The organism is Streptomyces sp. NPDC002779, from assembly GCF_042888685.1.
Classification (GTDB): Bacteria; Actinomycetota; Actinomycetes; order Streptomycetales; family Streptomycetaceae; genus Streptomyces.
Genome location: NZ_JBIAQC010000018.1, coordinates 36,101 through 55,954, shown reverse-complemented (window position 1 = coordinate 55,954; position 19,854 = coordinate 36,101). Strand labels below are relative to the sequence as shown.

Annotated in this window: 21 protein-coding genes; 11 read left to right on the top strand and 10 right to left on the bottom strand. The window is 70.1% G+C overall.

The window, feature by feature from the left end:
• The first annotated feature begins 72 nt into the window (after positions 1-72).
• Genes ACFYW5_RS33270 through ACFYW5_RS33255 form a run of 4 tightly spaced genes read left to right on the top strand, consistent with a single transcriptional unit; the run spans position 73 to position 3,641 of the window.
• Positions 73-1,023 (top strand): ABC transporter permease, encoded by a 951-nt coding sequence (locus ACFYW5_RS33270; protein ID WP_389420861.1) that lies wholly within the window; start codon positions 73-75, stop codon positions 1,021-1,023.
• Positions 1,020-1,877, top strand: coding sequence for an ABC transporter permease (locus ACFYW5_RS33265; RefSeq protein ID WP_389420860.1), 858 nt, complete (start codon positions 1,020-1,022; stop codon positions 1,875-1,877). The genes ACFYW5_RS33270 and ACFYW5_RS33265 overlap by 4 nt, the downstream gene beginning before the upstream one ends.
• Positions 1,874-2,869, top strand: coding sequence for an ABC transporter ATP-binding protein (locus ACFYW5_RS33260; protein ID WP_389420859.1), 996 nt, complete (start codon positions 1,874-1,876; stop codon positions 2,867-2,869). The genes ACFYW5_RS33265 and ACFYW5_RS33260 overlap by 4 nt, the downstream gene beginning before the upstream one ends.
• Positions 2,862-3,641 (top strand): ABC transporter ATP-binding protein, encoded by a 780-nt coding sequence (locus tag ACFYW5_RS33255; RefSeq protein ID WP_389420858.1) that lies wholly within the window; start codon positions 2,862-2,864, stop codon positions 3,639-3,641. The genes ACFYW5_RS33260 and ACFYW5_RS33255 overlap by 8 nt, the downstream gene beginning before the upstream one ends.
• A gap of 355 nt (positions 3,642-3,996) precedes the next feature.
• Here ACFYW5_RS33255 and ACFYW5_RS33250 read toward each other — a convergent pair whose 3' ends face one another.
• Both ACFYW5_RS33250 and ACFYW5_RS33245 read right to left on the bottom strand, forming a co-directional pair.
• Complete coding sequence (locus ACFYW5_RS33250) at positions 3,997-5,445, bottom strand: amidase (protein WP_389420857.1); 1,449 nt, start codon at positions 5,443-5,445, stop codon at positions 3,997-3,999.
• Positions 5,446-5,476: 31 nt separating this feature from the next.
• A complete protein-coding gene (locus ACFYW5_RS33245) occupies positions 5,477-7,123 on the bottom strand; it encodes an ABC transporter substrate-binding protein (protein ID WP_389420856.1) in 1,647 nt (548 codons plus the stop codon).
• Between the two features lie 214 nt (positions 7,124-7,337).
• On the opposite strand from ACFYW5_RS33245, the gene ACFYW5_RS33240 reads away from it, so the two are divergent.
• A complete protein-coding gene (locus tag ACFYW5_RS33240; protein ID WP_389420855.1) occupies positions 7,338-7,799 on the top strand; it encodes a DUF3237 domain-containing protein in 462 nt (153 codons plus the stop codon).
• A 326-nt stretch (positions 7,800-8,125) separates the two neighbouring features.
• Positions 8,126-9,343, top strand: a complete 1,218-nt coding sequence (locus ACFYW5_RS33235) for an MFS transporter (RefSeq protein WP_389420854.1) — start codon at positions 8,126-8,128, stop codon at positions 9,341-9,343.
• On the opposite strand, the gene ACFYW5_RS33230 is transcribed toward ACFYW5_RS33235, so the two are convergent.
• Positions 9,325-9,792, bottom strand: coding sequence for a hypothetical protein (locus ACFYW5_RS33230; protein WP_389420853.1), 468 nt, complete (start codon positions 9,790-9,792; stop codon positions 9,325-9,327). The two genes, ACFYW5_RS33235 and ACFYW5_RS33230, sit on opposite strands and share 19 nt — an antisense overlap.
• A 163-nt stretch (positions 9,793-9,955) precedes the next feature.
• On the opposite strand from ACFYW5_RS33230, the gene ACFYW5_RS33225 reads away from it, so the two are divergent.
• Together ACFYW5_RS33225 and ACFYW5_RS33220 are read left to right on the top strand one after the other, a co-directional pair.
• Positions 9,956-10,609, top strand: coding sequence for a hypothetical protein (locus tag ACFYW5_RS33225; RefSeq protein WP_389420852.1), 654 nt, complete (start codon positions 9,956-9,958; stop codon positions 10,607-10,609).
• Between the two features lie 95 nt (positions 10,610-10,704).
• Positions 10,705-11,142 (top strand): class I SAM-dependent methyltransferase, encoded by a 438-nt coding sequence (locus ACFYW5_RS33220; protein ID WP_389420851.1) that lies wholly within the window; start codon positions 10,705-10,707, stop codon positions 11,140-11,142.
• 2 nt (positions 11,143-11,144) lie between these two features.
• Here ACFYW5_RS33220 and ACFYW5_RS33215 read toward each other — a convergent pair whose 3' ends face one another.
• The gene (locus ACFYW5_RS33215; protein WP_389420850.1) at positions 11,145-11,522 is read right to left on the bottom strand and encodes a hypothetical protein; all 378 of its coding nucleotides are present in this window, start codon (positions 11,520-11,522) and stop codon (positions 11,145-11,147) included.
• Positions 11,523-11,724: 202 nt separating this feature from the next.
• On the opposite strand from ACFYW5_RS33215, the gene ACFYW5_RS33210 reads away from it, so the two are divergent.
• Positions 11,725-12,582, top strand: coding sequence for a metalloregulator ArsR/SmtB family transcription factor (locus ACFYW5_RS33210; protein WP_389420849.1), 858 nt, complete (start codon positions 11,725-11,727; stop codon positions 12,580-12,582).
• Entirely contained in the window at positions 12,579-13,178 is a 600-nt protein-coding gene (locus tag ACFYW5_RS33205; RefSeq protein WP_389420848.1) for a dihydrofolate reductase family protein, read from the top strand. Before ACFYW5_RS33210 ends, ACFYW5_RS33205 begins: the two co-directional genes overlap by 4 nt.
• Before the next feature lie 217 nt (positions 13,179-13,395).
• Here the strand turns inward: ACFYW5_RS33205 and ACFYW5_RS33200 are convergent, their stop codons facing one another.
• The 3 genes from ACFYW5_RS33200 to ACFYW5_RS33190 all read right to left on the bottom strand — a co-directional run bounded on the left by ACFYW5_RS33200 (position 13,396) and on the right by ACFYW5_RS33190 (position 15,785).
• Positions 13,396-13,962 (bottom strand): tellurite resistance TerB family protein, encoded by a 567-nt coding sequence (locus tag ACFYW5_RS33200; protein ID WP_389420847.1) that lies wholly within the window; start codon positions 13,960-13,962, stop codon positions 13,396-13,398.
• Positions 13,963-14,282: 320 nt separating this feature from the next.
• The gene (ppk2, locus tag ACFYW5_RS33195; RefSeq protein ID WP_389420846.1) at positions 14,283-15,278 is read right to left on the bottom strand and encodes a polyphosphate kinase 2; all 996 of its coding nucleotides are present in this window, start codon (positions 15,276-15,278) and stop codon (positions 14,283-14,285) included.
• A 108-nt stretch (positions 15,279-15,386) separates the two neighbouring features.
• Positions 15,387-15,785 (bottom strand): DUF6411 family protein, encoded by a 399-nt coding sequence (locus tag ACFYW5_RS33190; protein ID WP_389420902.1) that lies wholly within the window; start codon positions 15,783-15,785, stop codon positions 15,387-15,389.
• Positions 15,786-16,426: 641 nt separating this feature from the next.
• Here ACFYW5_RS33190 and ACFYW5_RS33185 point away from each other — a divergent pair.
• Positions 16,427-17,080, top strand: coding sequence for a hypothetical protein (locus ACFYW5_RS33185; protein ID WP_389420845.1), 654 nt, complete (start codon positions 16,427-16,429; stop codon positions 17,078-17,080).
• Positions 17,081-17,235: 155 nt separating this feature from the next.
• Here ACFYW5_RS33185 and ACFYW5_RS33180 read toward each other — a convergent pair whose 3' ends face one another.
• The 3 genes from ACFYW5_RS33180 to ACFYW5_RS33170 all read right to left on the bottom strand — a co-directional run bounded on the left by ACFYW5_RS33180 (position 17,236) and on the right by ACFYW5_RS33170 (position 19,829).
• Positions 17,236-18,444 (bottom strand): SH3 domain-containing protein, encoded by a 1,209-nt coding sequence (locus ACFYW5_RS33180; RefSeq protein WP_389420844.1) that lies wholly within the window; start codon positions 18,442-18,444, stop codon positions 17,236-17,238.
• A gap of 201 nt (positions 18,445-18,645) precedes the next feature.
• Complete coding sequence (locus ACFYW5_RS33175; RefSeq protein WP_389420843.1) at positions 18,646-19,065, bottom strand: hypothetical protein; 420 nt, start codon at positions 19,063-19,065, stop codon at positions 18,646-18,648.
• The gene (locus ACFYW5_RS33170; RefSeq protein WP_389420842.1) at positions 19,059-19,829 is read right to left on the bottom strand and encodes a M23 family metallopeptidase; all 771 of its coding nucleotides are present in this window, start codon (positions 19,827-19,829) and stop codon (positions 19,059-19,061) included. Before ACFYW5_RS33170 ends, ACFYW5_RS33175 begins: the two co-directional genes overlap by 7 nt.
• Between the last annotated feature and the right edge of the window lie 25 nt (positions 19,830-19,854).

The window sequence follows — 19,854 nt, the reverse complement described above, 5'->3', positions numbered from 1 at the left end:
ACGGGACATCGGCACCGCAGTGCACCGGCGTCTCCCGGCCACCGCACCCCACCGCGAGGGAAGTGATCCGAGGTGACCGGCCGCTTCATCGCCATCCGGCTGGGCATGCTCCTCGTCACCGTGGCCGTCTCCAGCCTGGCCATCTACGGCGCGATGTTCCTCACCCCGGGAGACCCCGCCACCCTGCTCGTCGGAGGCAGCCGGAATCCTGACCCGGCCGTACTGGCGCAGATCCACCGGGAGTACCACCTGGACGACCCGTTCCTCCAGGGCTACTGGCACTGGTTCAGCAACTGCCTGCAGGGCGACTTCGGGAAGTCTCTGGTCTACCGGGACTCCGTCGCCGACCTCATCGGCGCCCGCGCCGGGGACACCGTCGCACTCGTCGTCTACGCCTCCGTCCTGGTCCTCGCCGTCGGCACTGTGGCCGGCACTGTCGCCGCACTGCGCGGCGGCCGCACGGAGACCCTCGTCACGACCCTGACAGCCGGCGCGATGGCGGTTCCGACCTTCGTCATGGCGGTTCTGCTCATCTGGCTCTTCGCCGTCCAACTCCCCTGGTTCCCCGTCTACGGCGCGGGCGAGGGCTTCACCGGCACCCTCACGCACCTGACGCTGCCCGCGGTCGCACTGGCCCTGACCTGGATCGGATACGTCGCCCAGGTGACGCGGACCGCCGTCCGCGCGGAGACACGCTCGGAGCACGTGGAGACCGCCCGCAGCCGCGGTGTCCCCGAGCGCACGGTGATCCGACGGCACGTACTGCACAACGCGTCCGGTCCGGTCTTCGCCGTCTCCGGCGTCGGCATCGCCGGAATCATCGCGACCGCGGCGGTCGCCGAGCAGGCGTTCGGTACCGGAGGGCTCGGAGCGCTCATGATCGAGGCCGCCGCCAAGCAGGACATGGCCGTCGTCCAGGCCGTGTCGCTGATCTTCGTGGTGGTGTTCGTCGTCATCAACACCACCGTCGACCTGGTCAGCGCCGCCCTCGACCCCCGGGCCGCGCAGAAGGAGGCCCGATGACCACCGCCCTGCTCACCCCCCTGGTATCCAAGCGGCGTACCGGACGCCCGCGGGACCACCTGACGTTCGGCGCGGGCTGCGTCGTCGCGCTGTTCGTTCTGCTGGCGCTCGTCGGGCCGCTGCTCGCCCCGCACGACCCCAACGCGGTCGATCCCCTGAACGTGCACGCCGGACCGTCCACCGCTCACCTCCTGGGAACGGACGACACCGGACGCGATCTCCTCTCCCGGCTGATCACCGGAACACGCGCCAGCCTCGCCGCCCCCGCCCTGATCATCGCCGTCTCCACCCTGCTCGGCACCCTGCTCGCACTGGCGGCGGCCTGGTTCGGAGGCTGGCCGGACCGGCTGATCTCGGGCGCTCTGGACGTCATCTTCGGCTTCCCGGGACTCATCATGGCCGTCCTCGTCGCCGCTGTCTTCGGCGCCGGGCTCACCGCACCGATCGTCGCCCTGTCGATCGCGTACCTCCCCCTGATCACCCGCGTCGTCCGCTCCGCGGCGATCAAGGAGCGCAACCTCCCCTACGTCTCCGCGCTCCAGCTCCTCGGCGCACCCACCGCCCGCATCTGGCTGCGGCACCTGCTGCCGAACCTGCTGCCCCTCGTCCTCGTCCAGGCCACCATCGGCTTCGGCTACGCCCTCCTCGACGTCGCCGCGATCTCCTTCCTCGGCCTCGGCAGCCAGCCGCCGGACCCGGAATGGGGGCTGATGGTGACCAACGGAGCTCCCTCCATCCTCGCCGGCCAGCCCCAGCAGTCGCTGTACGCGGGCATCGCCATCCTGATCGTCGTCGTCGCGTTCAACCTGCTGGGGACGGGACTGTCCCGACGTCTGCTCGGAGAACACGCATGAGCCCATCGCCCCTGCTCCGGATCGACGCCCTCGGCATCGACCTGCCCCTCGACGGCGAGCTCCGGACCGTCGTCCACCGCGCCGACGTCAGCATCCCCGAGGGAGCGGCCGTAGCCCTGGTGGGGGAGTCCGGATCCGGCAAATCTCTGACGGCCCGTTCCGTTCTCGGCCTCCTGCCCCAGGGTGCCCGCGTCCACGGCGATGTGCTGTTCGCGGGGGAGTCCGTCCCGCGGATGAGACCCGACCGCCTCCGCGCCTTCCGGGCGAGTGAGGTCGCCATGGTGTTCCAGGACCCACGGGCCCACATCAACCCTGCCCGCAGCATCGGTGACTTCCTCGTCGAAGGTCTGACCACCACCAGGGGGGTCCGGGCCGCCGATGCCGTCGAGAAGGTCACCGGCATCCTGCGCGAGGTCGGCATCATCGACGCCGATCGGCGCATGCGCCAACGCCCCCACGAACTGTCGGGCGGCCTGCTTCAGCGCGTGATGATCGCCGCCGCCCTGGCGGCCGAGCCCCGCCTGCTCCTCGCCGACGAGCCCTCCACCGCCCTCGACGTGACCACGCAGGAGGAGGTGATGGCCATCATCGGAGAGGCCCGCGAAGCGCGCGGTCTCGCCATGCTGTTCATCACCCACGACCTCGAACTCGCGGCCGCCGTGTGCGAGCGCGTCGTGGTGATGTACGCGGGCACGACCGTGGAGGAACTGCCCGCCGACCGACTGCGCGGACGGGCCGCTCACCCTTACACCCGCGCGCTGCTCGCCTCGCGTCCCTCGGTGCTTGCCATCGGCGCGGAACTCCGTTCGATCCCGGGCAGACCGCTGTCCGGCTTCGAAGCACCCGACGGATGCGCCTTCAGCGACCGATGTCCTCGCGTCCAGGACCCCTGCCGCAGCCACCGGCCGGAACCGAGCCCGGCCGGTGACGGCACCGCCGCGTGCCACTTCCCCCACGCGTCCGCTTCCGAGGAGACCGCCCGCCATGCTTGAAGTACACAGCCTCCGTAAGGAGTTCGGCGGCTTCGTCGCCGTCGATGAGGTGACCTTCTCGCTCCCGGAGCGGGGCTCCTTGGCCATCGTCGGCGAGTCGGGGTCGGGCAAGACGACCACCGCGCGCATGATCGCCGGACTGGAGAGACCGAGCCGGGGCCGCGTCACCTTCGCCGAGGAGCACGTGCCGGGCCGTTCGGGCGGACACCGCCCCCGAGGGCGGCAGATTCAGATGGTCTTCCAGGATCCCTACTCCTCCCTGGACCGGCGCCAGCGCGTCGGCGACGCCGTCGCGGAGGCAGTCGCGCTGAATCGGCGCCTGCCGGCGGACCGGCTCCGCGCCCGCGTGGCCGAACTGCTCGACATGGTCGGCCTGGACGACCGGCAGGCGCGCTCGCTGCCGAAGGCACTATCCGGCGGACAGCGTCAGCGCGTTGCGATCGCCCGCGCCCTGGCCGCCGATCCGCGCGTTCTGATCCTGGACGAGGCCATCGCCGCCCTCGACGTGTCCATCCAGGCACAGATCCTGGGCCTGCTGGCCCGCATCCGTGCGGAGACGGGAGCCGCCCTGCTGTTCATCACGCACGACCTCGGGGCCATCCGGCACATCAGCGACGACGTCATGGTCATGCGGGCGGGGCGGGTCGTCGAACACGGCCCCGTCGCCACAGTCCTCGCCGATCCCCAGGACCCGTACACCCGGCGTCTGATCGCTTCCATCCCGAAGCCGGGGTGGAAGCCGCAGCGGCGAACGAACGAAGCTGCCGCCTGACCCACGGCACACACACGGTCCACCCGTCGACGAAGGACGTCTGTCCTGGCAAGCAACCGGACGGGCGTCCTTTCGCTTGTGTCAGCACGGCCGGTGGCGAGCTCGAGCACACGTGTGCACGCAGGCAAAAGAAAGCGGCGTGGGGGGGGCGGGGGGGGGGGGGGGGGGGGGCCCCCCCCCCCGGGGCCGCCCGCGGCGGGGGGGCCCCCCGGCCGCCCCCGCCCGGGGGGGGGGGGGGGGGGGGGGGGGGGGGCCGGCCGGCCTGGGGCCCCCCCCCTACAAACGCGGGGGGGGGGGGGGCTGGTTGTCGGCCCCCCCCCCCCCCCCCCCCGTCCGTGGGCCGCGCGGCGGATGGTCAGCCCGTCTGCGCCCAGGGCAGGGTGGGCCGGGTGCGCGGTGCTCTCGCCTCGATGGCCGTGGCCACGTGCAGCAGCAGATCTTCCTGGAAGCGTCCGCCGATGAGTTGGACGCCGGAGGGAAGGCCGTCACGGACGCCGGTGGGCACCGAGATGGCAGGGAAACCGAGGACCGGGACGCACTGCATCGGCCACTGCGCGGCCAGCAGTTGGCCCATCCGGATATCGCCGGCGAGGTCGGCGTCCTGCTCGAACGGCGGCTCGGCCGCGACCGGCGTCAGCACGATGGTGTCGCGGCCCAGGTACTGCTGGAGACGGCCGATCAGGGTGCCACGGCGGGCGTAGCCCCGGATGTAGTCGGCCAGCGTGGGCTGCTGGCCCCAGATCTCCGCGGCGGCCCGGAAGGAGGACGCCAGCGAGTCCCGGACCGCGTCGTCACCGAACAGTTCGATCTCGGACGTCATCGTTTGCAGCTCCTGGTAGAGCAGCAGTGACCACAGCCGGGCGGCCTCGCCGAGCTGGGGAAGCTCGACCTCCTCCACCTCGTGACCGGCCTCGGCGAGCCAGCGGGCGGCGTCGTCGATCGCGGCGCTCACGGCGGGGTGAGGCTTGACCACTCCGGCGTCGCGGACGACGGCGATCCTGACCTGGCCGGGCTCGCCCAGCGGTGGGCGCACCGGAATCCCGACGGGGTCGTTCAGGTCTGGCGTCACCATGGCGTGCAGTCCGCGCCGGACGTCGTCCACGGTCCAGCCGAGCGGTCCGTGCACCGCCATGGTCTGGAACGACAGCGGGCTGTCGAACTCCTCCGCCCCGCGTGGTTCCACGCCGGAGACCAGGCCCACGGTGGGTCGCAGACCGACGGCGCCGCAGCAGTAGGCAGGGAAGCGGACGGAACCGCCGATGTCGTTGCCCTGCGCGATCGGCGTCATTCCGGCAGCGACCGCTGCGGCGGCTCCTCCCGAGGAGCCGCCCGGGGTGTGGCCGGGGTGCCACGGGTTGAGGGTCCGGCCGTGCAGGTCGTTGGCGGTGAACCAGCGCACGGCGAAGGCGGGGCTGTTGCTCCGGCCCAGCAGCGTCGCCCCGGCCTCACGCAGGGCGGCGACGCAGACCGCGTCGTCCGAGGCGACGGCGCCGGCCCAGGCGACGACGCCGTGCGAGCTGGCGTACCCGCGCTGCGAGGTATTGATCTTGGTGGACACCGGAACGCCCAGCAGCGGGGGGAGGTCCCTGCCCGCGGCCACCGTCGCGTCGGCGTCGGCGGCCTGGGCGAGCACCTCGTCGGGCCGGATGTCCACGAGGGCCTTGAGGGCAGGGTTGGTCTCCTCGATGCGCGCGAGGAACGCCTGGGCGACCTCGGTCGCCGAGAAGCTTTTGGTCCGGATGCCGGCGGCCAGTTCGGCTGCCGAGCGGTCCCACAGTGGCTGGTCGCCCGTGGTGTCGGTCATCGTCGTCTCCAGATACGGGGCAGAGGGCCGGCTACTTGTCGGTGCCGCCGAGGTGGGCGGCCCACGGCATGCTCATGTAGGCGAATGAAGCGGGTGCGCCGCTGACCCGCTTGTTCATGAACATCCGCTCATGGGTGGTGGCGAGGAACACCGCCGGGGTGGTGGGGGTGAAGAGCGCCTGGGCCTTGGCGTACGCCGTGGCCGAGGCGTCCGGGTCGGAGGCGGTGCGGGCCTGCTCGAGCAGGCGGGTGACCTCGGGGTTGTCGTAGTTCGTCCAGTTGAAGATGCCCCCGGGAGTGACGCTCTCGGCGACGTAGGACGCCGGGTCGGGCATGCCGACGTAGCCGAAGGTGAGGATGAGGTCGAGGCTTTCGCGGGCTGAGGGATCGTAGAAGAGGGAGGACATCTCGGTCGGCTGCAGTTGCTTGATCTTGATGTCGACGTCGATCTTCTCGGCCGCGGCCTGGATGAAGGTCATGGCCTGGAGCGATCGCTGGTCCCCGGCGGGAATGGCGGCCACCAGGGGGCGGGTGAGGGGGTCGGCCTGTGCGACCAGTTTCCTCGCCTTGGCCGCGTCCGGCTTCGGGGTGTCGGGCAGCGCGGCGTAGGCCGCGTCGTACCGGGCGGCGGCCTTGTCCCCGTGCCAGGTGAACGGCGGAACGAGCGACTTCAGGGTGGTGGCGTCGCCGCCGAAGACGTTCTTGATCAGTGCTTCGCGGTCGATCACCAGGGACAGCGCGTCCAGCACCTTGCGATCGGCCGCGGGCGACGCGGCGTTCCCCGGGATCAGCAGCACGTTCTGGGTCGACGGGCCGAGGTGCACGGCCCCCTTGTCGGTTCTCGCCAGGGCGGTGGCGCTGCTCGGCGGCAACTCGTACGTGCCGTCGACCTCACCCGACAGCAGTGCGCCCGTCAGGCTGTTGTTGTTGGTGATGAACCGGAACTCGATCCGGCGCGCCTTGGGCTTGAGATCGGCGTCCCAGTAGGAGTCGTTGCGTTCCAGGGTGATACTGCCGCCGGACTTCCAGGACCCCAGCTTGAACGGCCCCGTACACATCAGGCCGCCCCTGGCCGTCCCGTACGCGGCCCCCGCCTGTTCGGTGTACGCCTTCTTGCTCACGGCGCCGAACGACGTCGACAGCGCCTTGGGCAGCGTCTGGTCGAACTCCTTGGTCCGCAGCGTCACCTGGTGGGGACCGGTGGCCTTGATCGACGTCACGGCGGTGAGGTAGTTCCCGTACAGCGCCTGTGTCTTGGGGTCGCGCTGGCGCTCCAGGCTGAAGACGACATCCTCGGGCGTCATCGGTGAGCCGTCCCAGAACGTCACTCCCGGGCGGAGGTCGAGCACCAGGGTGCTGTCGTTGCTCCAGGTGACCTTCTCGGCGAGTCCCGGCCGTTCGGAGAAGTCCGCGTTCATCCGCGTCAGCGTGTCGCAGAGGTTCGCCCCGACCGTCTGCGGCGAGTAGTCACCCACCTTCGCCGGGTCCAGGGTCGTCGGCTCACCGTAGGGCAGGGCCCAGGTCACGCGGTCGACCTGCGCGGTGCCGGGCGCCGTGGTGGTGGTCAGGCGGTCGGACTCGGCGGTCTCGCCGTTTCCGTTCGACGAACTGGTGCAGGCGGTGGCGGCCAGCAGTCCCACGCTGGTGAACACCGTCAGCACCGTCTTCTTCGCAGCCATAACTGATGCTCCTTGCCGAGAGCAGTGAGGGAAGAGGGGGACGCCCGACGCCGGGAGGTGAGAAGGGAAAGGTGACCAGACGTCGTCGTAAACGAGTGTCATATAACGCTGTTGCATGTCACGCTTGCATCTGATGAGCTAACGCGTCAAGAGCAGGACGCGACCATCTCGGGCCCCACAGGTCGCCCCTCATTCACAGAAGCGGAGAACCGCCATGTCCTTCACTCCCGCCCTCGACTTCGTCTTCGAGATCCGTGCTGAAGTGTCCGAGACGCTGCACATCGGCAACGGTGACGGAGAGGTCACCGAGTTCACCCCCATCACCGGCGGCAGCGTGGACGGGCCCCGGCTGCGGGGGAAGGTCCTGTCCGGCGGTGGCGACTGGAGCAGCACCCGCGGGGAAGTGTGCGAGCTGGAGGCCCGCTATCTCCTCCAGGCGGAGGACGGCGCCGTGATCGACGTCGTCAACCGCGGCTACTACCGGCCGAAGGCCGACACCCCGGACCAGTTCGACGGCGATCTGCAGGTCTCCGAGGCCGGTCACTACTACCGCACCTCACCGGTCTTCCGCACTGACGCCGCCGCGCACCGCTGGCTCGCGGAGACAGTCTTCGTCGGGCTCGCCCGACCGGACGGCGACGATGCCGTCATCATCCGCATGTACGCACTCCGGTAGAGGTCCCGCCCGCTCGGGTGCGCGTGGCCCTGCCGGTACGACGGCAGGAAGTACAACAGCTGGGCCGCCCGGTCCCGGGGATCCGCGACCGAGCGGGCGGCCGCCACTGACGGCGGCCGCCCGGTCGGGAACTCGCTGTCGTAGCGATGTGGCATGGATCACGCAGAGCGCGGCGAGATCTTGGAATGCCTGACTCCGTACGGCTGCTGCACTCGTTACGGGCTTTTCATGCCCAGGGAGCGCCGGGCAACGAGGCACGGCACCACCCCGTCCCCGACCAGCCGCACCGTCGCGGCCGCACCCGCTCCGAAAGGTTCTCCTGCGCCATGCCACTGGCTCTCCTGGCCCTGGCTGTTGTCGCTTTCGGCATCGGCACCACCGAATTCGCCACGATGGGGCTGCTGCCCCAGATCGCTGACGGGGTCGACGTGTCCGTGCCGCAGGCCGGCAACGTCGTCTCCGCCTACGCGCTGGGTGTCGTCGTCGGAGCCCCGGTGCTGACCGGCCTCGGCGCGCGCATACCCCACAAGCGGCTGCTGCTCCTCCTGTCCGGGCTGTTCGTCATCGGCAACGTCGCGTCCGCACTCGCCCCCGACTTCGGCCTGCTCTTCGCCGCACGCTTCCTGGCCGGCCTGCCCCACGGAGCGCTCTTCGGCGTCGGCGCGGTCGTCGCCTCCCGCCTGGTCGCCCCCGACCGGGCCGCACGCGCGGTGTCGAGGATGTTCCTCGGGCTGACCATCGCCAACATCATCGGCGTCCCGGCCGGTACGGCCCTCGGACAGCAGCTGGGCTGGCGGTCCGCCTACATCGCGGTCGCCGTCATCGGCCTCGTCGCCCTCGCCGCACTGGCCGCCTTCATCCCCCACCAGCCCCGCGGGGACCAGGCGGGCATCCGGCACGAACTGCGCGCCATGGGCAACCGGCAGGTGTTCATCGGCCTGGCCACGGCGGTCGTGGGCTTCGGCGGCTTCTTCGCCGTCTACAGCTACCTGGTCCCCATGCTGACGAACCTGACGGGCTTCTCCGACTCCTCGACCACGCTCGTCCTCGCGCTCTACGGCGTCGGCATGACGCTCGGCACCCTGGCCGCAGGCCCGCTCACGGACCGCGCTCTGCGCCCGACGCTGTACGCGGGCCTCGCCCTGCTGTCCTCGGCTCTGGTGGTGTTCTACTTCACCGTGCACAGCACCGTGCCCGCCCTGATCACGATCACCTTCATCGGCGCGATGGGCGCCCTCATCACCACCCCCGTCCAGATCCTGCTGATGGCCAAGGCGAAGAACGCCCCGACCATGGCGGCAGCCTCCAACCACTCCGCCTTCAACCTGGCCAACGCGGGCGGCGCCTGGCTCGGCGGCCTCGCGATCTCCGCGGGCTGGGGCTGGGCCTCACCGGCCCTGGTCGGCGCGGCCCTGGGCGCGGCGGGGTTGGGGCTGGCGTTCATGGGGGGCCGCATGGACCGGGGTGACCGGCACTCCGAGGTGATCACATCGTCGGGCCAGCAGACCGAACAGGTCGCTGCCGCTCAGTCCCAGAGCGGATAGGACACGGTCTGCGCGACCCGCTCCGGCCGGCTGTCCGTGTAGACGAGCGTGATGCGGGAGTAGTGCGAGAGCTCGGGCCGCTTCTTCCAGGGCTCCGCTCGGTCGAGCCGTACGGTCACCGGGTAGGCGTGGAAACGGCCCGCCGCACAGTACGGCTTGCAGTCGTTGACCCAGTTCACGCCCTCGGCCCGCGCCGCGCCCGCGTCCCACCGGGACCAGCGCAGGGAGGCCAGGCGACTGTTTCCGTCACCGCAGGCGAGGATGAACTCGGTCGGGCGCACTTCGGGGCGCCAGAAGCAGTCGACGAGGACAGGACGATCTGTGGGCTGCTGAGCGATCCGGGCGGCGGGCTCCGGGGCCGACCGGCTTTCGGTCGGTATGCCCGCCGCGGTGGTGGAGGCGGCCAGCGCCAAGAGTGTGACCGTCGTGGTGAGTGCGCGCATGTGCATGGCCGTTCTCCGCTGCCGCTCGCTGCCGGATGTCCCGGTTCCGACGCTACGACCGGGGACCTGATGGCACCACTCGAACGGCGTAGCGAGCCCTTCCGTCACCGCGAAGCTCGACGCATTGGAAGACGGTCCGCGTAAGATCACCGCCCGAGGGAGTGGTGGCATGACCATGAGGAACGACCGGTGGTCCGTGGCGATCGCGGCGACCCTGCTGCTGACCGGCTGTGGCGGCGACGCGGAGAGCGGCAGCGGGCACGGCAAGGCGGTGGCGCTGACGAAGGAACAAGTACGCGAGGCGTTGCCGGATGCCGAGGCCATGACGGGGTGGAAGGAGTCCGCTCCGCCCACGGCCGTCGAGATGGACAACCTCTACCGCTCGCAGGCCTGCCCCATCAAGCACGACGCGGGCTGCGAGAACTCCCGCTTCTACGGCGCCTCGACCTTCCGGCGCGACGACAACGCCGCCACCGCCAGCTTTCTCATCGTCGCCTACGACAGCGAACAGGCCGCCCGTCAGGCGTACGACGTGCTCTGGGACGGTTACTACGGCAAGAGGGCGGGACTGAGGGCCGAGGCGTTCGGGATCGGCCCGATCGGTGACGAGCGCGACGCCCGATTCGGTTCCTCCGGCTACAACGGCGAGCCCGGCGCCGTGACCCAGACCCGGGCCGGCACGACGCTGCTGTGGACCGAGACGGCTTCCGCCAAGAAGGGCGGCATCGACGAGGAGCAGGTCCGGGACCTGGCCACGGTGCTCGCCACGAGGGCCCAACAGGTCCAGAACGGGGACGCGCCCTCCGCCACGCTCGACGGCTGACCGGCTGACCGGCTGACCGGCTGACCGGGGGCCGGGGGCCGGGGCCACCATTCCGGGCCCCCCGCTGCTGCAGATCAAGCGACTCGTCCGCCCGGGTGGCGGCGCTCGGACCGGTGCTGGTGGAGGCCTGCGCGGTCAAGGACGGCGACCGGGTGCTGGACGTCGCCGCCGGGTCCGGGAACGCCACGATCCCGGCCGCGTTGGCAGGCGGGGATCTGGTGGCCTCCGACCTCACGCCCGAGTTGCTGGCCGTGAGGCGGCAGGAGGCCGAGGCCCGCGGCGCCACGCTGAACTGGCAGGAGGCGGACGCCGAGGCGCTGCCCTTCGAGGACACCAGCTTCGACACGGTGATGTCCTGCGTCGGGGTCATGTTCGCCCCGCAAGGCCGCCATCTCCGGCATCCCATCGCCGACCGCCTGCCGGACGACCTCAATGCGCCACGCCTGCCCGGGGATGGCAGGTTCTCCCCCTTGATGATCTGCGTCACCGCGTCATGCTGGCACGCCGCCCCGGTCAGGTCCACGGGCGGGTGAGACTAACCCAACAACCGGCGCCAGCGGTCCGCCAAGGTTTCCCGAGTACGCAGGTATGTCTGCTCGTGCACCAGCTCGGCAAGGGTGATACGGCACAGGATCCGCTTGTCGTCTTTTCCCGTGACCTCGACAAGCCACGAGCCGTCGACGGCTCGGAACACCTTGCGCGCGGGTGTGTCTTCCGGCCCCACGCTGACCTCTTTGGGGACGTACTCCATGGCGATCGTGCGCGCGAGTTCGTCGGCCGCCGCACGACCTCCTTCTGGGACAGGGCGCGTTGCCACGAGCTGCCAGCGGTGGTCCTCGTAAGCGGGGCAGGTCTCGGCCTCCACAAGGACGACCCACTTACCTTCCTTCTGCGGAACCACGTCATTGATCACGACCGCAAGGTAGTACCTGTTGCCTTCGCGGGTGAAGGCCCGCAAGGGGAGCCGAAATGGGGTGGCCCTGACGCTGTGAGCACACCGCTGTCGCCCGTCGGCGGAGCTCCGTGTACGGCGGGCTGCCCCGGGCTGTGGGTCGGTGATGGTGTCGCGAGACATTCCTTGACGAGAATATTCATGGTGAGGAATGCTTCTAGGCATGGACGCACTGCTCACCGCTTTGGCCGACCCTGCCCGCTGGAGGCTGGTGAAACTGCTGGCCGAGCGGCCCCGCTCGGTCGGTGTTCTTGCCCAGCTCGCCGAGGCGCGCCAGCCGCAGACGACCAAGCACCTGCAGACTCTTGAACGTGCTGGCATCGTGACCTCGCAGCGCACCGGCCAGCGCCGTATCTACGCGCTCCAGCCAGCCCCCTTGCGGGACCTGGCTGCTGTGCTGAACGGGCTCGCCGACACCGCGGACCGGGACGGTGGCTCACGCGCGACCTACGACCGCTACGGAATGAGTCTCCGCGCGGAGCGGTCCGCCGCGGAAGAGTCAGGCTGGGCCGACGGCCGCTCGTTCAGGTTCCACCGGTCGCTGGCGGGGCGCCCGGAACTGGCCTGGCGATATCTCACCGAGGCACCCCTGCTCGTCCGCTGGTGGACGCCGGAGGACCTGCGCGTCTCCGAGCTCGTCTTCGAGGCGCGACCGGGCGGCCGGATCGTCCAGGAGTACCGCGACGCCGAGGACACCGACGGCTCCGACCAGGTCGTCGGTCGCGCCGAGGGAGTCGTCGAGGACGTATGCCCTGGTGAACGCCTCAGTTACCGACTCTCTCCCGTGCTGCCCGACGGAGGCATCGCGTTCACCGCCCACGTCGACCTTGGCCTGCAGCCCACCGCTACCGGCACGGACCTCGACGTCCAGTGGCGGATCACTGACAGCACGGTCGACTCCGCCGACTTCATCGCAGGCATCGAGATCGGCTTCGGCCAGAGCCTCGACAAGCTCGTGGCGGCCCTCGCCGCAGACCCCCACCACCCCACCGACAGCACCGATACAAGGAGCGCGAAATGACCAACTCGACCGGCCGCAGAGTGACCGCGAACCTGGCTCTCAGCCTCGATGGCCGTTACAACGGTCCAGGCGGAGCCAGCGATTTCGGTGCCTTCATCCCGTACGTGACCACCGAGGTCGCGCGAAACCATCTCACTCGCATCTGGGAGAACGCGACGACGGCGCTTCTCGGCAGGATCAACGCCGAGGGCTTCCTGGGCTACTGGCCGTCGGTCGCCGCTGACGAGAACGCCGATCCGCGCGATCGTGGATATGCGAAGTGGTTGGTCGACACGGAAAAGGTGGTCCTCTCCACCACGCTGGCCGAGGCGCCGTGGGACCACAGCCGCGTGGTGAACGCTCCTGCTGCGCATGTCGTCGCCGACCTCAGGGCCACCGGCGAGGGCGACATCCTCGTCAACAGCAGCGCCAGCGTCATCAAGGCGCTTCTTTCCGCAGATCTGCTGGACCGGCTGTATCTCCTGATCTTGCCCGAGATCCTCGGGGGCGGGCAAAGGCTGTTCGACGACGGCCTGCCAAGCTCGAAATGGAAGCTCACCTATCAGGAGACCGGTGATCTGGGCGAGATCGCGATGGTCTACGACCGGGTGCGTTGATCCGGCCGGTCAGCTTGCTCCGCAGCCGAGAAGGACCCTCACCTCCCTGTACCCGGCTGACCACTCCCGTTCCTGTGGTGGTCTCGGCGGTGCGTTGGACGGCCGTTGCCGTGTGGCTGCTCGTGTGCAAGGCCGCCAGGCCACCCCTCGCCGGCGCGGGCACCCGTTGGCGGGACGGCCTGTTCAAGACCGTCCCTCTCTGCGTCGGCCGCTCGGGTTAGAGCTGGAATTCCGTGGGGGAGAGCCCAAGGGTCGTGCACGCTTCGCGGAGGATCATCTGCTCGGCTTGGGAGAAGTGGCCGTCGGCGCCGGCGATGACCATGCCGGTCTGGATGACCGCCCGGGCCTCAGTGGGCTTCTTGGCGGCCTTGGCGATGTCCTGCAGCGCCTCGGCCTTGCCCTGCGCGAAGTTCCGGGTGAGCTGATCGACGTGCTTGTGGAAGCGCTGGCGCAGCTGCTCGGGGGGAAAGTTCTGGAGCACCTCGTTGTTGAGGATCATGGACTCCATCTGCTGGATCTCGTTCGCGTCGACGTGCCCGTCGGCCGCGGCGACCAGCGCGCACATCGCCATGCTCGCGTCCCGGTAGGCACCGCTCTTCAGCTCGGTCTTGATCGAGCTGAGCTGGGTCTTCAGCAGACCCGTCAGCTGCGCGCGGGAGCCACCGCGCGAGCCTCCTTGCGGGGCACCGCCGTGCGAGCCGGCGTGCGGGGCACCGGCCTGCCTGCCCTGTGCCTGCTGCTGCAAGGTCTTGGCCTGGTCCTTGAGCCGGTCGAACAGTGCCATCGATTGTCACCTCGGTGCTCGAGCTGTGTGATCTTTTCCCGTGAACGCCCCGCCGCCGGAAAAGGTTCCACCGTCGGCGGGGCGGGTGACCGACCGTATACGCGGCCGCCCGGCCCTCCGCTGTCGCACTCACCGGGCTGCTCTCACCATCGGCCTCCTGGGCGCCGATCTGGAGGACTGCTCCTGTGCATCACGACCCGCGACATGGCGCCGAGCTGCCCGTGATCCCCATTCACCGGCTCGTTCCGGAGGCGTCGCCGAACAGAAGCGCAGGGCAACGCCTCTCCGGCGCCTGCCAGGGCTGGCGCCGATTTCGCTGGTCAGGGGTTTTCGGGGTGCTGGCCGGGGCGTTGGTCGTATCCGGCGAGGGGGGTGGGGGAGAGGTCGGTGGGTTCTTCGTCGGGTTCGAGCAGGGTGTCGGCGGCGCCGACGATGAGGGGGTCGGGTTTGCCTACGGCGGTGTGGTCTTTGGCGGGGTAGTCGCAGCGGTAGAGCAGGCTGCGCATGGCTTCGAGGCGGCCGCGGCGTTTGTCGTTGCTTTTGACCACGGTCCAGGGGGCGTGGGGTGTGTCGGTGGCTCGGAACATGTCGACTTTGGCTCTGGTGTAGTCGTCCCAGCGGTCGAGCGAGGCGAGGTCGGTGGGCGAGAGTTTCCAGCGGCGTACCGGGTCTACCTGCCGGATGGCGAAACGGGTGCGCTGTTCGGATTGGGAGACGGAGAACCAGAATTTTGCGAGCAGGATGCCGTCTTTGGTCAGCATTTCCTCGAAGAGGGGGGCCTGTTCCAAAAAGGTGCGGTATTCGGCCTCTGTGCAAAAGCCCATGACGCGCTCGACGCCGGCCCGATTGTACCAGGAGCGGTCGAAGAAGACGATCTCACCACGGGAGGGCAGGTGGGTCACATAGCGCTGGAAGTACCACTGGCCCTGTTCCCGTTCGGTCGGCTTCTCCAGCGCCACGACGCGGGCGCCTCGCGGGTTGAGCCGCTCGGTGAATCGTTGGATCGTGCCGCCCTTGCCGGCTGCGTCACGGCCCTCGCACAGCACGACGACCCGTTGGCCGGTCTCCTTCACCCAGCGCTGCAGCTTCAATAGCTCGATCTGCAGGACCCGCTTGGTCCGCTCGTACTCGGACCGCTTCAGCTTGTGGTCGTAGGGATAGTTCTCCCGCCAGGTGTCCAGAGGACTTCCGTCGGCTTCGAGGAGGATCGGCTTCTCCGGCCGCCGTTCGTCGACGCTGAGGCCGTCGAGCAGGTCCTCTTCGGCTGTCGTCGCGTCGTCCTCATGCGAACGGGCCGCGTCGTCGTTCTCTGGCATGACATATCTCCCGGTTGTTCCTGGGTGCCGACGCGGACGGTGTGCGCCCGACGCGTCGGCGAGTGTGGCTGGAGGACGGCCGCCGCGGCGGCCGGGGCTCACAAGGCATTACGGAAGAGGGCGGCGGGTCCCGGGGCCAGCGGAACTGCTGCGGCCGACCGCGCGGGAGCCGGAGCTGAAGGGCGTACTTCGCAGCCTCTCCAGTGTGCCGGGCGCCTGCGGCCGGGCGTGCCAGCCGGGGCCATGGCTGCGGTTCGCGCCGCTGTGCGGATGCGGAGACACAAGGGGGCAGGAAGGCCGGTACGGCCAGGACGGCACAGGCGGCAATGACCATGACGGACTCCCGGACCTCGCTGAGACGTCGTAGGACTGCGATCTGCTGGACCGCGTGCCCTTTCTGCCCGGGATCACGCCAGCTAGGCGGTGTTGTGGAAGCGGCCGGATGCGCCTGCTTCGCGTCGCAGATGATCTCGGTGTGGGGTGAGGGGATCCTGAGCGGGACCGCATCCGGCCGTCGCCCTGCCGCCGGTCTACACCGCCCCCCTCGGAGGCCCAGGAGCAGGTGCCAGTGACACCCGGGCTCCAGGAGATCGCGGCGGGGAAGCGCAGCGCCTTCTCGTGGACTGGGGCGCCGGCGATCCACGCTCTCGCGGTCGCGGGATATACCCAGCTCAGCCAGCTCAGCCAGCTCGCCAGCGCGTCGACGCCACGGCGCGGTTGTACCCAGGTGGCGCGATCGGCAACGAGCGCGGCCTCTGTCGCGGGTTGTGTCACTACACTGCCGCGTGGCATCGCAGGACGCCCACAGCAAGTGAGCGAGAAGAACGGGGAGTCGCATGGCTACGGGGGCATGGGGGCCGGGTCACGGCCCCGGTCAAGCTGACGGCAACGGACCAGGAGGCATGGGCGGTTCGGGTGCTCCCTACGGATCACCGCAGGGCGGCCCGTATGGTCCACCACCACCGAATCCGGGCCCGTACCCGAACCAGCCTCCCTATCCCTACGATCCCCAGTTCGCGAGGCCCGCCGTCCGGCGTTCCCGCGGCTGCCTGTCGTACCTCTCACTCTTCGGGCTGGTCTCCGCGATCCTGCGCTCCGCGCACCGCGTCGCCACCAGGCTCTTCGCACAGGAAGGCGAAGGCCGGATCGTGGACCGGGTCGTGGACCGGGTCCAACTGGCCCGCACGGTGCTCGGTGCTGCCGCCACCATCGCCCTGGTCCTCGCCTACAACGCGGACCGCGACCGCTGGGAGGACGCGGCCTGGGGCGGCGTCGCCAACCTCATCGTCGCGCCATTCGTGCTGCTCATCGCCGGGCCTTTGGTCATCCTCGGATTCATCTACTACGCGCCCCCGCACCAGCGACCGCATCTGCGCTCCCGGCTGCGCGCACCGCTCAAGGCGGTCGGGTGGTACGTGCTGACGCTGGCCGTGATCGGCGGAGTCCTTGTTCTCGCGCCCCAGATCGATGCCCACGACGGGAGGAGCCTGTGGGAATACGCATGGGCTGTCGCCGCGCTCATCGTCATCCTGTGGGGTCTCCCCTTCTTCTTCCTGGCGTCGCTGTACTCGGCCCGCAGTACCTTCAACAGCGCCCAGGTACACCCCATGCTGCCGCCCATCCTCACCCTGGCGCTGGTGTGGGTGTTCGCGGCCTTCAACCTCATCGACACCGGCATGCCGGGAGGCCCGCCCGTCGTCCAGTTCTCCTCCATGCTGGGGGGACCGCTGTCGGTGACGGCCGTCGCACTGTGGGAACTGCGGCGGATGAGGACCCGTTACGGCGTCACCCTGCGCGTCTGATCAGCCCTACGCATGGACCGAGACCGCGGACGAGATCGTCGCAGTTGCCGTCCGACTTCAGCACGGGCTGACCCGGCCGCGGCCGCCGGCGCACCCCCCAGCACGCCGGCGAATCGGCGCTCGCCGTATGAGCGCCGACCCGTTCCCCCACCCGGTCAGCAGACCGGGACTCCGGGCACCTGGTTGTCCGGCACGCTGAGGTAGATGTTGGTCATGTAGCCCCCGTACTGCGGCAGTTGGGCCCACCAGTCGTTGACGTAGGGCGGTTGGCTGACCTGCTGGCCGCGCTTCTGGCAGCCGACCAGGACCTCGACTCCGGCGGGCAGGGTGGTGATGGCCCCGGAGTCGGTCGTCGCCTGGGTACGGACCCGGACCCCGCTGCCCCAGGTGCCGATCCACGTACCGGCGGGGCGGGAGGCGCCGGGGACGTTCAGCGAACGGGTCAGCCGGCCGATGTCCGTGTAGGCCTTGCCGTAGGACGTTCCGCCGGCGTGCAGGGTGAAGACCGCCACGATGGAACGGTCACCCGCGCCCACCACACCCGTCGAGTGCAGTGCCGGACGGGAGAGGTCCACGGCGTCGGCGCCCGCCGGCGTCGGGGCGGCGGACGTTCCCGTCGGTTCCCCAGCGGCCTCATCGGCTGCAGCGGCCTTTGCGGCCGCCGACGTCGGTGCCGTACAGCCGCCCGAACTGAAGCCCGACCAGCCCTGCTTGACGGCCCAGGGGCGGTTGAAGGAGCCAGCGATGCCGAAGTGCTGGTCGTAGCCGTCGGTGGCGCAGCGGGTGGACTGCCGCAGGTTGCCGAGGAGGTAGTCGCGTGTCGCCGCCGGGGCGGAGTCCAGCAGATGGCGGTATATCTTCACGGTGTCTCGGGCCGAGAGAGCCGTGTAGCCCCAGAAGCCGGGGTGGGTCGACGGCGGGCGGGCGGTGTCCGTCAGGCCGAGCCGGGTGACCATCCGGTCGATGATCGCCCCGGAGCCGTTGTTCGACCAGAACGTGCTCGCGGCGGTGTCGTCGCTGCCGCGCAGCATGGTGTCGATCCGAGCCCGGTCGGTGGCCGTCAGGGCGTCGGGGCTGCGGTTCCAGAGCACGTCCAGGGCGATCAGCAGCTTCACCACCGACGCGGACCTGAACTGCGCGGAGGTGTTCAGCTGTTCGGTGAAGGTGCCGGTCTGGCGGTCGAAGACGGCGACGCCCGCCGTCACCCCGGCCGGCACGTCGGCTTGCACCGCCGCGGGGCGCGGCGAGGGGGACTCGGTGGACGCGACGGAGACGGTGGTCGCGGTGGTGCACAGGAGCGCGGCGAAGGCGGCGGTCAGCACGCCCGCCCGCGCCGCGCCCCGTGCGCTGCTCAAGGTGATCATGGTTGTCCTCAGGATCGGTGGAGAGGGGGGTGGTGGAGATGGAGATGGAGGCGGAGCCGGATGTGCGTCGCTCACACCACACGTAGGACGGGGGCACGTCCCGTGCCGTATGAGAGCCCAGATGGTGGATGAGAGCCCGAAACGCCGGATGCCCCGGGACCTGTCGTGGTCCCGGGGCATCCGGTCGGCGCGGGTCGTCGCTCAGCAGTTCGGCAGACCCGAATCCCGCTCGTCGTTGCCGCCTCCGACGAGGAAGATCTCACTCATGTACGAGGACGGGGCCATGCCCACCGCCGGGGTCTTCACCCACCAGGTGTGCCAGTAGTCGCCGTAGGTCGCACGGCCGCCCTTGACCTGGCACAGCACCATGAGGAAGCCGTCGTCGGGCGACGTGGCGGTGACCGGGGCCTGCGGATCGGGGGCGGAACGCAGGTTGATGTTCGAGCCCCAGATCGGGCACCGGAACCAGCCCTTGTAGTTCGGGTCAGGGGTGCAGGGCGCCGAGTCGGCGGCCTGCGCGGACGAGGTCAGGGCGGGGGAGAGGAGCAGCCCGGCGGCCAGCGCGACCGCTGCGGCCCCCTTTGTACCGGCGCGGAAGCGGCTCAAGGTGGCGGTCAGCACTGGTTCACTCCCGGCAGCCAGGCGTCGGGGTGGTCGATGTAGATGTTGGTGATGTAGCCGCCGAGTGCCGGGATGTAGGACCAGGCGTCGTTGGTGTAGCCCTCGGCGGTGACCGAGTCGCCGCGGGTCTGGCACTGCACGTAGACCGCGGTCGGGCCGGTCAGCGTGCGCACGACCCCCGCGTTCAGCCGCGGCTCCGTCCGGACGCGGACCGAGGTGCCCCAGGTGGTGAAGTTGGTGCTGGGCGTTCCGGCGCCCGGGGTGCACGGCAGGCTCACACCGCGCGCGGCCAGGTAGGGACCGGGGTCCATGCCCCGGGTGCTGGCCGTGGAGGCGTGCGCCTCGAAGTGCAGGTGGGGCCCGGTGGACTGGCCCTCGGAGCCCATGCGGGCGATCAGCTGGCCGCTGCTCACCCGCTGGTTCACGAAGACCAGACGCTCGTACATGTGGCCGTACTCGGTGACGGTGCCGTCGTCGTGCTTGATGCGGATCCACTGGCCGTAGCCGCTGGCGGTGCCGGAGACGATGACGGTGCCGGCCCCGGTGGAGTAGATCGGCGTGCCGCGGTTGTTGGCGATGTCGACGCCGTCGTGGCCGGAGTGGTACCACTGGGTCACGGTGCCGGCGGTCGGGCAGGAACCGGCGGCCGCGGCTGCGGCGACCGGGGCGGCGTCGGCCGTGCCGGCCGCGAGCGGGACCAGCCCGGCCGCGGCGACGGTGGCGATGAACAGGCCGATGGACTTGCTGCGCTTGAGTGTGCGCATGACGGAGTCTCCTCTGTGAGGGATG

Excerpts from the sequence above, each read along its gene's own strand:
- ACFYW5_RS33265 (WP_389420860.1), top strand. The coding sequence starts at position 1,020 with ATGACCACCGCCCTGCTCACCCCCCTGGTATCCAAGCGGCGTACCGGA.
- ACFYW5_RS33260 (WP_389420859.1), top strand. The coding sequence starts at position 1,874 with ATGAGCCCATCGCCCCTGCTCCGGATCGACGCCCTCGGCATCGACCTG.
- ACFYW5_RS33255 (WP_389420858.1), top strand. The coding sequence starts at position 2,862 with ATGCTTGAAGTACACAGCCTCCGTAAGGAGTTCGGCGGCTTCGTCGCC.
- ACFYW5_RS33250 (WP_389420857.1), bottom strand. The coding sequence starts at position 5,445 with ATGACCGACACCACGGGCGACCAGCCACTGTGGGACCGCTCGGCAGCC.
- ACFYW5_RS33245 (WP_389420856.1), bottom strand. The coding sequence starts at position 7,123 with ATGGCTGCGAAGAAGACGGTGCTGACGGTGTTCACCAGCGTGGGACTG.
- ACFYW5_RS33240 (WP_389420855.1), top strand. The coding sequence starts at position 7,338 with ATGTCCTTCACTCCCGCCCTCGACTTCGTCTTCGAGATCCGTGCTGAA.
- ACFYW5_RS33235 (WP_389420854.1), top strand. The coding sequence starts at position 8,126 with ATGCCACTGGCTCTCCTGGCCCTGGCTGTTGTCGCTTTCGGCATCGGC.
- ACFYW5_RS33230 (WP_389420853.1), bottom strand. The coding sequence starts at position 9,792 with ATGCACATGCGCGCACTCACCACGACGGTCACACTCTTGGCGCTGGCC.
- ACFYW5_RS33225 (WP_389420852.1), top strand. The coding sequence starts at position 9,956 with ATGACCATGAGGAACGACCGGTGGTCCGTGGCGATCGCGGCGACCCTG.
- ACFYW5_RS33210 (WP_389420849.1), top strand. The coding sequence starts at position 11,725 with ATGGACGCACTGCTCACCGCTTTGGCCGACCCTGCCCGCTGGAGGCTG.
- ACFYW5_RS33205 (WP_389420848.1), top strand. The coding sequence starts at position 12,579 with ATGACCAACTCGACCGGCCGCAGAGTGACCGCGAACCTGGCTCTCAGC.
- ACFYW5_RS33200 (WP_389420847.1), bottom strand. The coding sequence starts at position 13,962 with ATGGCACTGTTCGACCGGCTCAAGGACCAGGCCAAGACCTTGCAGCAG.
- ppk2 (WP_389420846.1), bottom strand. The coding sequence starts at position 15,278 with ATGCCAGAGAACGACGACGCGGCCCGTTCGCATGAGGACGACGCGACG.
- ACFYW5_RS33190 (WP_389420902.1), bottom strand. The coding sequence starts at position 15,785 with ATGCGGTCCCGCTCAGGATCCCCTCACCCCACACCGAGATCATCTGCG.
- ACFYW5_RS33180 (WP_389420844.1), bottom strand. The coding sequence starts at position 18,444 with ATGATCACCTTGAGCAGCGCACGGGGCGCGGCGCGGGCGGGCGTGCTG.
- ACFYW5_RS33170 (WP_389420842.1), bottom strand. The coding sequence starts at position 19,829 with ATGCGCACACTCAAGCGCAGCAAGTCCATCGGCCTGTTCATCGCCACC.